Source organism: Mycolicibacterium wolinskyi str. Jessa 2025 (assembly GCF_049241375.1).
GTDB lineage: Bacteria > Actinomycetota > Actinomycetes > Mycobacteriales > Mycobacteriaceae > Mycobacterium > Mycobacterium wolinskyi.
Genome location: NZ_CP185960.1, coordinates 5,364,623 through 5,377,308, shown reverse-complemented (window position 1 = coordinate 5,377,308; position 12,686 = coordinate 5,364,623). Strand labels below are relative to the sequence as shown.

10 protein-coding genes and 1 pseudogene are annotated in these 12,686 nt (G+C 65.6%); 9 read left to right on the top strand and 2 right to left on the bottom strand.

Annotated features, from left to right (window positions below):
• Window positions 1–73: 73 nt before the first annotated feature.
• Window positions 74–751, top strand: a complete 678-nt coding sequence (hpf, locus tag ACOI2T_RS26560; protein WP_067854607.1) for a ribosome hibernation-promoting factor, HPF/YfiA family — start codon at window positions 74–76, stop codon at window positions 749–751.
• Window positions 752–948: 197 nt separating this feature from the next.
• Window positions 949–3,848 (top strand): annotated as a pseudogene (gene secA / locus ACOI2T_RS26555) (preprotein translocase subunit SecA).
• Here the strand turns inward: secA and ACOI2T_RS26550 are convergent.
• Complete coding sequence (locus tag ACOI2T_RS26550) at window positions 3,826–4,332, bottom strand: Rv3235 family protein (protein ID WP_409506327.1); 507 nt, start codon at window positions 4,330–4,332, stop codon at window positions 3,826–3,828. The pseudogene secA and the gene ACOI2T_RS26550 sit on opposite strands and share 23 nt — an antisense overlap.
• A gap of 178 nt (window positions 4,333–4,510) precedes the next feature.
• On the opposite strand from ACOI2T_RS26550, the gene ACOI2T_RS26545 reads away from it, so the two are divergent.
• From ACOI2T_RS26545 to ACOI2T_RS26520, 6 genes are all read left to right on the top strand, one after another.
• Window positions 4,511–5,920, top strand: a complete 1,410-nt coding sequence (locus tag ACOI2T_RS26545; RefSeq protein ID WP_409506326.1) for a WS/DGAT/MGAT family O-acyltransferase — start codon at window positions 4,511–4,513, stop codon at window positions 5,918–5,920.
• 61 nt (window positions 5,921–5,981) lie between these two features.
• Entirely contained in the window at window positions 5,982–7,739 is a 1,758-nt protein-coding gene (locus ACOI2T_RS26540; RefSeq protein ID WP_409506325.1) for a BCCT family transporter, read from the top strand.
• 9 nt (window positions 7,740–7,748) lie between these two features.
• On the top strand, window positions 7,749–8,246 hold the full coding sequence (locus ACOI2T_RS26535; protein WP_067854591.1) for a DUF6912 family protein: 498 nt from the start codon (window positions 7,749–7,751) through the stop codon (window positions 8,244–8,246).
• Window positions 8,247–8,326: 80 nt separating this feature from the next.
• Entirely contained in the window at window positions 8,327–9,463 is a 1,137-nt protein-coding gene (locus ACOI2T_RS26530) for a ferredoxin reductase (protein ID WP_409506324.1), read from the top strand.
• Window positions 9,464–9,531: 68 nt separating this feature from the next.
• On the top strand, window positions 9,532–10,779 hold the full coding sequence (locus ACOI2T_RS26525; RefSeq protein WP_409506323.1) for a fatty acid desaturase family protein: 1,248 nt from the start codon (window positions 9,532–9,534) through the stop codon (window positions 10,777–10,779).
• A 340-nt stretch (window positions 10,780–11,119) separates the two neighbouring features.
• Window positions 11,120–11,749 (top strand): TetR/AcrR family transcriptional regulator, encoded by a 630-nt coding sequence (locus ACOI2T_RS26520; RefSeq protein WP_067854578.1) that lies wholly within the window; start codon window positions 11,120–11,122, stop codon window positions 11,747–11,749.
• An 8-nt stretch (window positions 11,750–11,757) separates the two neighbouring features.
• Here the strand turns inward: ACOI2T_RS26520 and ACOI2T_RS26515 are convergent, their stop codons facing one another.
• The gene (locus ACOI2T_RS26515) at window positions 11,758–12,027 is read right to left on the bottom strand and encodes a hypothetical protein (RefSeq protein WP_067854742.1); all 270 of its coding nucleotides are present in this window, start codon (window positions 12,025–12,027) and stop codon (window positions 11,758–11,760) included.
• A 232-nt stretch (window positions 12,028–12,259) separates the two neighbouring features.
• On the opposite strand from ACOI2T_RS26515, the gene ACOI2T_RS26510 reads away from it, so the two are divergent.
• A complete protein-coding gene (locus ACOI2T_RS26510) occupies window positions 12,260–12,685 on the top strand; it encodes a hypothetical protein (protein ID WP_409506322.1) in 426 nt (141 codons plus the stop codon).
• The last annotated feature ends 1 nt before the right edge of the window (window position 12,686 follow it).

The window sequence follows — 12,686 nt, the reverse complement described above, 5'->3', positions numbered from 1 at the left end:
GGGCCCATCGCCGCGATTCGTTAAAGCCCGGCACGCTGAGCGTGCGACGTGTGAGAGAAACGAGTTGCCAAGTATGTCAACCCATTCGCTGGATTCAAGCCGCACCATGGTTGTCGAGGACGACCAGGAGAGCACCGCCGAGCCTCGCGCCGAGGTGGTGGTCAAGGGACGCAATGTCGAGGTCCCCGACCACTTCCGCATCTACGTCTCCGAAAAGTTGTCGCGTCTGGAGCGCTTCGACAAGACCATCTACCTTTTCGACGTCGAACTTGACCACGAACGCAACCGCAGGCAACGGAAGAACTGTCAGCACGTCGAGATCACCGCCCGTGGCCGAGGACCGGTCGTGCGGGGCGAGGCTTGCGCCGACAGCTTCTATGCCGCCCTCGAATCGGCGGCAGGCAAACTCGAAAGCAGGCTGCGCCGCAGCAAGGACCGGCGCAAGATCCACTACGGCGACAAGACCCCGGTATCGCTCGCGGAGGCCACCGCGCAGGACCCGCTGCCCGGCCTCGCACCGCCGGTGCGGGACGAGACCCCGGAGTTCACCGACGGCGTCGCCACCCACGAACCCGGCCGCATCGTGCGGACCAAGGAGCATCCGGCCAAACCCATGACAGTCGACGACGCGCTCTACGAGATGGAACTCGTCGGCCACGACTTCTTCCTGTTCCACGACAAGGAGAGTGACAAGCCGTCAGTGGTGTACCGCCGGCACGCCTACGACTACGGGTTGATACGCCTGGCCTGAGCCGGCCGCCCGCCAAAATCGCACCCCGGAGCCTTCCGGGGTGCGATTTTGCTTTTGGGTATGCCCGACGGGTGCCACGCCCGTGGACTCGGCGCGGACTGAGACCGGTCACCGGCGCGTGTCACCTACGATGGATCTCGACTGAAACCCGTGCGATCCCGCCCACGGGATCCATCGAAACCCACAGGGGAAATAGCGTGCTGTCGAAGTTGCTCCGTCTCGGTGAAGGCCGCATGGTCAAGCGCCTCAAGAAGGTGGCTGACTATGTCAACACCTTGTCCGACGACGTCGAGAAGCTCTCTGACGCCGAGTTGCGAGCCAAGACCGACGAGTTCAAGAAGCGGATCGCCGACGGGGAGGACCTCGACGACCTGCTGCCCGAGGCCTTCGCGGTGGCCCGCGAGGCCGCTTGGCGGGTGCTCAACCAGCGTCATTTCGATGTTCAGGTGATGGGTGGCGCGGCGCTGCACTTCGGCAATGTCGCCGAGATGAAGACCGGTGAGGGCAAGACCCTGACCGCGGTGCTGCCGTCCTATCTCAACGCGTTGTCCGGCGACGGTGTGCACGTCGTCACCGTCAACGACTACCTGGCCAAACGCGACAGCGAGTGGATGGGCCGGGTGCACCGGTTCCTGGGCCTCGACGTCGGCGTCATCCTGTCGGGCCTGACCCCCGAGGAGCGCCGGGCCGCCTATGCCGCCGACATCACGTACGGCACCAACAACGAGTTCGGCTTCGACTATCTGCGCGACAACATGGCGCACTCGGTCGACGACATGGTGCAGCGCGGCCACAACTTCGCGATCGTCGACGAGGTCGACTCGATCCTGATCGACGAGGCCCGTACCCCGCTCATCATCTCCGGCCCCGCCGACGGCGCCTCGAACTGGTACACCGAGTTCGCGCGACTGGCCCCGCTGATGGAGAAGGACGTCCACTACGAGGTCGACCTGCGCAAACGCACGGTCGGCGTGCATGAGCTGGGCGTGGAGTTCGTCGAAGACCAGCTCGGCATCGACAACCTGTACGAGGCGGCCAACTCGCCGCTCGTCAGCTACCTCAACAACGCGCTCAAGGCCAAGGAGCTGTTCCAGCGCGACAAGGACTACATCGTCCGCAACGGCGAAGTCGTCATCGTCGACGAGTTCACCGGCCGTGTGCTGGTGGGCCGGCGCTACAACGAGGGCATGCACCAGGCCATCGAGGCCAAGGAGCACGTCGAGATCAAGGCCGAGAACCAGACGCTGGCCACGATCACGCTGCAGAACTACTTCCGCCTCTACAACAAGCTGTCCGGCATGACCGGTACCGCCGAGACCGAGGCCGCCGAGCTCCACGAGATCTACAAGCTGGGCGTCGTCCCGATCCCGACGAACCGGCCGATGGTCCGCCAGGATCAGTCCGACCTGATCTACAAGACCGAGGAAGCCAAGTACATCGCGGTCGTCGACGACGTCGCCGAGCGCTACGAGAAGGGCCAGCCGGTCCTGATCGGCACCACGAGCGTCGAGCGCTCGGAGTACCTGTCGCGGCAGTTCACCAAGCGCAAGATTCCGCACAACGTGCTGAACGCGAAATACCACGAGCAGGAGGCCAACATCATCGCCGAGGCCGGCCGCTCGGCGCGATCACGGTCGCCACCAACATGGCCGGCCGCGGCACCGACATCGTGCTCGGCGGCAACGTCGACTTCCTGGCCGACAAGCGGCTGCGCGAGCGCGGCCTCGACCCGGTCGAGACGCCCGATGAGTACGAAGCGGCCTGGGAGGACACTCTCAACACCATCAAGGAAGAGGCCAGCAAGGAAGCCAAGAAGGTCGTCGAGGCCGGCGGCCTGTACGTGCTCGGCACCGAGCGCCACGAATCCCGCCGTATCGACAACCAGCTGCGTGGCCGCTCCGGCCGTCAGGGTGACCCGGGTGAATCGCGGTTCTACCTGTCGCTCGGTGACGAGTTGATGCGGCGATTCAACGGCGCGACGCTGGAGTCGCTGCTGACGCGTTTGAACCTGCCCGACGACGTCCCGATCGAGGCCAAGATGGTCACGCGCGCGATCAAGAGCGCGCAGACCCAGGTCGAGCAGCAGAACTTCGAGGTCCGCAAGAACGTCCTCAAGTACGACGAGGTGATGAACCAGCAGCGCAAGGTCATCTACGAGGAGCGCAGGCTGATCCTCGAGGGCGAGAACCTGCAGGAGCAGGCCCACAAGATGTTGATCGACGTGGTGACCGCCTACGTCGACGGCGCGACCGCCGAGGGCTACGCCGAGGACTGGGACCTCGAAACCCTGTGGACCGCGCTCAAGACCCTCTACCCGGTCGGCGTCGACCATCACGACCTGATCGACTCCAACGCCGTCGGCGAGGCGGGCGAGCTCACCCGCGAGGAGCTGCTCGAAACCCTCATCAAGGACGCCGAGCGGGCCTACGCCGAGCGCGAGAAGCAGCTTGAGGAAATCGCCGGTGAAGGCGCGATGCGCCAGCTCGAACGCAACGTTCTGCTCAACGTGATCGACCGCAAATGGCGTGAGCACCTCTACGAGATGGACTACCTCAAGGAGGGCATCGGCCTGCGCGCGATGGCGCAGCGCGACCCGCTCGTCGAGTACCAGCGCGAGGGCTACGACATGTTCGTCGGCATGCTCGACGCGCTCAAAGAGGAGTCCGTCGGGTTCCTGTTCAACGTCCAGGTCGAGGCTGCACCCGCCGCCCCCAGCGCTCAAGTCGCTCCGGTGGCCGCACCGCAGGGCCTGGCCGAGTTCGCTGCCGCGGCCGCGGCAAAGGCGTCCGACAAAGCGCAGTCATCGGATTCCGAGCCGGCCGCGGTGGCGACCAAGGAACGCCGCGACGCCGAAGCGCCGGCTCAACCGGCGCCGGCCTTGCGGGCCAAGGGAATCGACAACGACGCGCCGCCGCTGACCTACACCGGGCCGTCCGAGGACGGTTCCGCCCAGGTCCAGCGGACCAGCGGCGGTGGGCGGCATGCCGCGCCTTCCGGTGGTACCCGGCGTGAGCGTCGTGAGGCCGCGCGTCGGCAGGCCAAGACCGGCGGCCGGCGAAATCCCACCGCAAGCCCTAGCCGATCTGCAGGGCCGTGAATTTCCAACGGCCACTGTGGAATTCGATCCGGCCGGCGATCGCGCGCACGCGGGTTCCCCGGGTGTAGGTGGCGAACACCTCGGCCGCCGCCGGATCGGTCACCGCGCGTAGGCGCACCCGGCGCAATGTGGCCGCGGTGCCCTGCCGCGACCGGGTGAGTGCGACGACGGCGTCGAGCAGCAACGGGTTCATCAGCGTCCGGAGTTGGGCCGGTGGTCTGCGCCGGTCGACGACCTCGAGTACGCGGCGCAACGCCAGGTCGGCGAATTCCACGGCGCCGGCGTGCGGTTGGCGCTCCTGCGGCGGCTCGACCAACCGCAATCGACGCGCCGTGTGCCGGCGCAGTGCGGTGGGCGCCGGGCACACCGGCGTCGGTGGTGCCTGCGCGTGCAACGGCAACGCCGGCGGTTCGCAGTCGATCACCGGCGAGGTCAACGATGGCAACTCGGTGGTGGGCCCGGATGTGGCTTCAGGGGTGGTCAATGCAGTCTCCAGCGGTCGGCAGTACAGGGCGACATCTGCTGGAGAGGTGCAGACCTACATATGATCTCACGCGTCGAGCGGGCTCGAAGCACCCATGATGCGCGGTCGCAGAACCGCCGGTTACCGTGACGGAGTTCGACGCGAGTTTCATGGGAGTTGATATGGAGGTTGGCGCCGCATGGTGACCAGGCTGTCGGCGTCCGACGCAACGTTCTACCACCTGGAGAACACCTCGACCCCCATGTACGTGGGGTCGCTGTCGATCCTGCGCAAACCCCGTGCGGGCCTGAGCTACGAGACGCTGCTGGCCACCGTCGAGCAGCGGCTGCCGCAGATCCCGCGGTACCGCCAGAAGGTGCGCGAGGTGGCGCTTGCCCTGGCCCGGCCGGTGTGGGTCGACGACCGGGACTTCGACATCACCTACCACATCCGGCGTTCGGCGCTGCCGTCCCCGGGCAGCGACGCCCAGCTGCACGATCTGGTGGCCCGGCTCGGGTCGCGTCCCCTCGACAAGACCCGTCCGTTGTGGGAGATGTACTTGGTCGAAGGGCTGACCAAGAACCGCATCGCCATCTACACCAAGAGCCACCAGGCGCTCGTCAACGGCATGACGGCGCTGGAGATCGGGCATGTCATCGCCGATCGGACGCAGAAGCCGCCCGAATTCGGTGAGGACATCTGGATCCCGGCCCGCGAGCCCAGCGACCGTCAGTTGGTGATGGGCGCGATCGGCGAGTGGATCACCCGGCCGACGAGCCAGCTGGCGGCCTTGCGCGACACCGTCACCGAGGTGGCCACCAACGCCGGGGAACTGGCTGCGGTGGGACGCCGGGTCGCCGACGTGGCCCGCACCGTCGCACGCGGCACGGCGCCGAGCAGTCCGCTCAACACCAGGGTGTCGCGCAACCGCAGATTCTCGGTCGCCGAACACCGGCTCGACGACTACCGCATGGTGCGCGCCCGCTACGACTGCGATGTCAACGACGTGGTGCTCGCGGTGGTCGCCGGGGCCCTGCGCAACTGGCTGTTGTCACGCGGCGAACCGGTGACGCCCAGCACCACCGTGCGCGCCATGGCGCCGATGTCGGTCTATCCCGATGCCGAACTCGACACCGCCGGACCCGGGCAGGCGATCAGCGAAGTATCGCCGTTTCTCGTCGATCTGCCGGTGGGGGAGGGCAACGCCGTCGTCCGGCTGTCGCAGATCGCGCATGCCACCGAATCGCATTCGACCGCGGCCAGCCTGGTCGATGCGCGCACCATCGTCACGTTATCGGGATTCGCCCCACCGACGTTGCACGCCATGGGAATTCGGGTGGCGACGGGTTTCTCGGCCCGCCTGTTCAACCTCCTGATCACCAACGTGCCCGGGGCCCAGAAGCAGATGTATGTCGCAGGCACCAAACTGCTGGAGACCTATGCGGTGCCGCCGTTGCTGCACAACCAGGTGCTGGCGATCGGGGTCACCTCCTACAACGGCATGCTGTACTTCGGCATCAACGCCGACCGCGACGCCATGAGCGACGTCGACGTGTTGCCGAGCTTGCTGCGGGAGTCCCTTGAGGAACTGCTGGAGGCGGCCAAATAAAAGTTGGCAAACCCACGAAGCATTTGACCTGAGTCGCGGTTCGCGGTCTGATGAATTCACCATGACCGCTGAGATACGAAAAAGTAGATCCGACAAGCACACGCAAGAAGCCAAGAAAACAGAAAAAGCACTCAAGTCACCTACCGGCGAGGTGGTACCGCACCACCCTGTTCTCGACATCCCGGTCGAGGAGAAGGCCTATACCCGCAGGGAGGGACTTGACTGGGTGGTCTTCGGCGTCACCGCCGTGATCGCCCTCGGATTCCTGGTGTGGGGATTTCTCAGCACCGACTCGCTCGCCACCGCCTCGACCAGCGCACTCGGCTGGGTGATGAACAACACCGGCTGGCTGTTCGTGCTGACCGCGTCCGGGTTCGTGGTGTTCGTCGTGTGGCTGGCGATCAGCCGTTACGGCAACATCCCGCTGGGCCGCGACGACGAGGAGCCCGAGTTCCGCACCGTGTCCTGGGTGGCGATGATGTTCTCCGCCGGTATGGGCATCGGCCTGATGTTCTTCGGGGTCTCCGAGCCGCTCTCGCACTTCGTGACGCCCCCGCCCGGCACCGGTGAGCCGGGCAACCCCGAAGCCGTGCAGACGGCGATGGCCACCACGCTGTTCCACTGGACGCTGCATCCATGGGCGATCTACGCCGTCGTCGGCCTGGCCATCAGCTACGGCGTCTACCGCAAAGGCCGGCTGCAATTGATCAGTGCGGCGTTCGAGCCGTTGCTGGGGGAGCGGGCCAACGGGCCGTGGGGCAAGGTCATCGACATGCTGGCGATCTTCGCCACGCTGTTCGGTTCGGCGGCGTCGTTGGGCTTGGGCGCGTTGCAGATTCGTAGCGGACTGCAGATCGTCGGCGGTCTGGGGCAGACCGGCAACGCGATCCTCATCGGCATCATCGTCGTACTCACCATCGCCTTCGTGCTGTCGGCGGTGTCGGGCATCGCCAAGGGCATCCAGTGGCTGTCCAACATCAACATGGTGCTGGCGGTCGTGCTCGCATTGTTCTTGTTCGTCGTGGGCCCGACGGTGTTCATGCTCAACCTGATTCCCACCTCGATCGGCAGCTACATGCAGGACCTGGCGATGATGTCGGCCCGCACGGGAGCCGAGGGCGCCGAGGTGAAGACCTGGCTGCAGGCCTGGACGGTCTTCTACTGGGCGTGGTGGATCTCCTGGACCCCGTTCGTCGGGATGTTCATCGCGCGAATCTCGCGCGGCCGCACGATCCGGCAGTTCGTCGCAGGCGTGCTGTTCGTCCCGAGTGTGGTGTCGCTCGTGTGGTTCTGCGTTTTCGGCGGGGCCGCGATGCGGGCGCAGCAAGAGGGCGCAAACCTGGTCGGCGACGAGATCGGTATCGAGCAGCAGTTGTTCGGCGTGCTCGACCAGTACCCGATCGCCACCGTGGCGAGCGTTCTGGTGATGATCCTGGTCGCCATCTTCTTCGTATCGGGTGCCGACGCGGCGTCGATCGTGATGGGTTCGCTGTCCGAGCGGGGCACGATCAAGCCGACCCGGCCCACCGTCATCTTCTGGGGTGTGGCCACCGGTGCGGTGGCGGCGGTCATGCTGCTGGTGGGCGGCGAGGATGCGCTGAACGGCCTGCAGAAGATCACGATCATCGCGGCGTTGCCGTTCGTCGTCGTGATGGTGGGCCTGGCAGTCGCGCTCGTGCGCGACCTGCGCAACGACCCGTTGGTGGTGCGACGCAAGTACGCCGTGGAGGCGATGAACGACGCGGTCGTCGCCGGTGTCACCCAACACGGCGACGACTTTGTCATCGCGGTGGAGAAAGATCCCGCGGCGGACGGCTAACCTCGCGGGGTGCGCGTCTACATCCCGACGACCCTGGCCGCTCTGCAGCAACTCGTCGCCGACCGGTCGTTGCGCGTCGTCAACGGGACGGCATTCGCGGTGACCCCGACACTGCGTGAGGCCTACGCCGAGGGCGACGACGACGAGCTCGCCGAGGTAGCCCTGCGCGAAGCCGCGCTGGCGTCGATTCGGCTGCTCGCCACCGGGGGCACCTCGGAGCTGCCCACGCGCCGCGCGGTCGTCGTGGCCGAAGTGCCCGAGGCGACCGGACGTCCCGACCTCGACGACGCGGTGGTCCGGTTGAGCGGGCCCGTCGACCTCGACGCCGTGATCGCCGTGTACGTCGACAACGCCGACGCCGAACCGGCGGTGCTTGCCGCGGTGGACGTCATCGACGAGGCTGATCTCGGCGACGAGGACGCCGAACTGACCGTCGGCGACGCACAGGATCACGATCTGGCCTGGTATGCCCCGCAGGAGCTCCCGTTCCTGCTCGAGCTGTTGTGACCTACTGAGTCTGTGACGTCGCTGTCAGATTCAGACGTAGGGCTGGCTACGACACCGTAGGTTACGGTACCGTAGGTTGCATGGCCAAGAACTACATCAAGATCTCGGCCAATGTTGCCGATACGGTCCGCCCCACCATCGCGGGAGCCAAGGAAAACCCTGGCTGGCATGCGGTGCGCAACATCGTCGGGCGGATCACGACGCCGTTGTTGCCGGACGACTATCTGAAGCTGGCCAACCCGTTGTGGTCGGCTCGGGAACTGCGCGGCCGGGTGCTGGAAGTGCGGCGCGAAACCGTCGACTCGGCCACGTTGGTCATCAAACCCGGATGGGGCTTTTCGTTCGACTATCAACCCGGTCAGTACATCGGCATCGGTGTGCTCATCGACGGGCGCTGGCGGTGGCGGTCTTACTCGCTCACGTCGAGCCCGGTGACCGGTGCACGCACCATCACCATCACGGTCAAGGCGATGCCCGAGGGGTTCCTCTCGACCCACCTGGTCGGAGGGCTGGCACCCGGGACCGTGGTGCGGCTGGCCGCGCCGCAGGGCAACTTCGTCATGCCCGATCCGGCGCCGGCCTCGGTGCTGTTCCTGACCGCCGGTTCCGGCATCACCCCGGTGATGTCGATGCTGCGCACGCTGGTGCGCCGCGACCAGATCACCGACATCGTCCACTTGCATTCCGCGCCAACGGAATCCGATGTGATGTTCGGCGGGGAACTAGCGGCCCTGCAAGAGGCGCATCCCGGCTACCGGCTGCAATTGCGCCGAACCAGGACCGAGGGCAGGCTGGATCTGCATCGGCTCGGTGACGAGGTGCCCGACTGGCAGGACCGTCAGGCCTGGGCGTGTGGACCCGAAGCCATGCTCAACGACGCCGAAAAGGTGTGGTCGGCGGCCGGGGTGCCCGACAATCTGCATCTCGAACGCTTCGCGGTGAGCCGCGCCGCCCCGCACGGTGCCGGTGGCACCGTCACGTTCGAGCGCAGCGGCAAGGAGATCGAGGTCGACGGCGCGACGCCGCTCATGGATGCCGGCGAAAAAGTCGGGATCCGGATGCCGTTCGGCTGTCGGATGGGTATCTGTCAGTCGTGCGTGGTGGGCTTGGTCGACGGGCATGTCCGTGACCTGCGGACCGGCGTGGAACACGATCCGGGCACCCGGATTCAGACGTGTGTCTCGGCCGCCTCCGGCGACTGTGTGCTCGACGTTTAGACTTTACTGACTGGTAACCTACGGATTCGTAGGTTACGGTAGCGTAGGTAGGCGAAAGGAGGCTGACGATGGCTGTTACCGACGTTCCCGCGTTCGCGCATCTCACCGATGCCGACATCGAGAATCTGGGCATCGAGCTCGATGCAATCCGTCAGGACATCGAAGACTCCCGCGGCGAGCGCGACGCGCGCTACATCCGCCGCACCATTGCGGCACAGCGTGCCCTCGAGCTCGCGGGCCGGCTCATGCTGGCGGCCAGCTCGCGCCGCTCGGCATGGTGGGCAGGTACCGCGACCCTGGGCGTGGCCAAGATCATCGAGAACATGGAGATCGGCCACAACGTCATGCATGGCCAGTGGGATTGGATGAACGATCCCGAGATTCACTCCTCGACGTGGGAGTGGGACATGAGTGGGGCGTCCAAGCACTGGCGGTTCACCCACAACTTCATGCATCACAAGTACACCAACATCCTCGGCATGGACGACGATGTGGGCTACGGCCTCATCCGGGTGACGCGCGACCAGCGCTGGAAGCCGATGAACCTGCTCAACCTGTTCTACAACACCATGTTGTGCACGTTGTTCGAGTGGGGCGTCGGGTTGCAGCACCTGGAGCTCGGGAAGATCTTCAAGGGCCGCGACGACCGTAAGGCCACGCTGGTCCGCGTGCGTGAGTTCGGCGTCAAAGCCGGCGCGCAGGTGTTCAAGGACTACGTGGCATGGCCGGCGGTGACCTCGCTGTCGCCGGGTGCGACCTACAAGTCCACCTTGAAGGCCAACGCGATGGCCAACATCATCCGCAACGTGTGGGCCAACGCGGTGATCTTCTGCGGCCATTTCCCCGATGGCGCAGAGAAATTCACCAAGACGGACATGGTCGGCGAAACCAAGGGCCAGTGGTACCTCCGGCAGATGCTCGGCAGTGCCAATTTCGACAACGGCCCGGTGCTGCGGTTCATGAGCGGCAACCTGTGCCACCAGATCGAACACCACCTGTATCCGGATCTGCCGAGCAACCGGCTCTACGAGATCTCGATCCGAGTCAGGGCACTGTGCGAAAAGTACGACCTGCCCTACACCACCGGCTCGTTCCTCGTGCAATACGGCAAATCCTGGCGCACCATCGCCAAGCTGTCATTGCCGGATCGGTTCCTCCGCGACACCGCTGACAACGCGCCGGAGACCCGAAGCGAGCGGATGTTCACCGAGCTCGAGGGATTCGGAGTCACCGATCCCCAGACCGGTCGCCGCCGCGGTTTGAAGACCGCGATCGAGACCGTCCGCGGCTGGCGCCGCACCAAGCGCGCCGCGTAGTTTTCGTCCGACCGTGGGCTGTGCCGAATTTCGGTGCAGCCCACGGTTTTTTCTGTGGACGGCTTCGTTGCCGAGTGCCGTTTTGCCCGAGTGCCGACTGCTTCGCTGCCGATTGTCACGCTGGAGTGGCTGTGGGCGTCGTTTGTCACGCTAGCGTGGCTGGCGGTGCTGAGGGTCGCGGCAGCTGGGTGCCTTCGCCGCCGATTGTCACGCTGGAGTGGCTGTGGGCGTCGAATGCCACGCTAGCGTGACAACGGGCAGGGCATCGCCCAGTGCCCCATCAGAAGCCCGCGCCAGCGTCGGGTGAAGTGGACCGGACTGTTCGGTTTACAGTTGAGGCGTGCCGTCGGAACAGGAACCCGCTTCGCGGCCTCGGCTGACGTCTCGGGGCGTGGCGACCCGCAATCGCATCGTGGCGGCCGCTGCCGAGCTGATGCACGTCAAGGGAGTGGCGGCAACGACGATCGACGAGGTGCTGGCTGCGGGCGCGGCCAGTAAATCGCAGTTCTACCAGCATTTCGATGACAAGTCCGAGCTGGTGTATGAGGTGATCAACCTCCGCGCCGACGAGATTCTGTCGTGGCAGCGGCTGCGGCTGGAGAAGGTCGACAGCTTTCGGGGCTTGGACCAGTGGAGAGACGCCATGGTCCAACGGTGTGCGCTGCGCCGTGGCTTGTGGGGATGTGAACTCGGCTCGCTGGCCGCCGAGCTGTCCGACTCTGACGACAAAGCACGCGTATCGCTGGCCGAGCACTTCGCGCAGTGGCGCGATCTGCTGGCGGCCGCACTGCAGCGCATCCGTGACAGCGGAGCCCTTCGCGCCGACATCGACGCGAAGGGTCTCGCGACCGGGCTACTCGCTGCGGTCGAGGGCGGTTACCTGCTGTCTCAGACTGCGCATGATCCGCGTCTGATGCAGTCGGCGCTCAATATGGCGATCGACCACATCAAGTCGTATCAGGCTGCCTGACAAGGGTTTTAGTGGCCGCCCTTGCCGCCGCCGGTGGGCGGTGCCGGGGTGACGATGTGCGTGGGCGTGAACTTGTTCCCGCCGTCGGGGTTCAGTCCCTTCTCGGTGGGCGCCACGCTCGGGGCGGTGGTCGTCGTGGTTGTGGTCGTCGTGGTCGTCGGAGTGCTGGGAGCTTCCTCGCCACCGGTGCCGCAGGCCACGGCGAAACCGCCCATGCCGATGAGGGCGGCCAGGCCGGCCGTGGCGGCAAGGCGGCGGGGTAAACGACGTGAAGTCATCACGAATGTCCTGTCTGTGAGCCGCAAATATCCGAACTGAACTGTATCGTCCAGTTCCGTGACGGTCAATTGCGGTTAGCTGGTATTGACATGTCTAATGCGACACTTTTTCGGACGCGAAAGTCCAAACCGCATCCGATTCCAAGTATTCACCGGCTGTTCTCCCAGGGCCCTCGCAGACACCGCTCCTAACCTCTGGCTCTCAACACGTCGGGTTTGACCGGAGGTCGAAATGAAGAAGCTGCTCGCGAAGGCCGCGGTCGCGGTCGGAATGTCCGGCGTTCCCATGGGGTTGTTGGCCACCGGTGTCGCGGCCGCGGATGACTATGCCGGCCAAACGTATGCCGATGCCCAGTCCGCGCTTGCCGATGCCGGGATGAAAGGGGTTGTCTCGACCCGGTCGGGCGACTCGTTATCGGACGACGACTGTGTCGTCACAAGTTCTGAGCAGGCGCCGTGGCTCAAGGGTGACGACTTCGCACCGGTCACCGACACCGTGCTGCTCAACCTGAACTGCAACGCCGGGGTGGCGACAGCCAAGGCGTCGGGGAACTCCGCCGCCAGCCCGGAAGGCCGGGCGGCGCTCAAGAAGGCGAAGGACGAAGCCGAGCAAGAGCAGGAGCAAGCGGCGGCCGACCAGGCCAAGGCCAAGCGCTGAC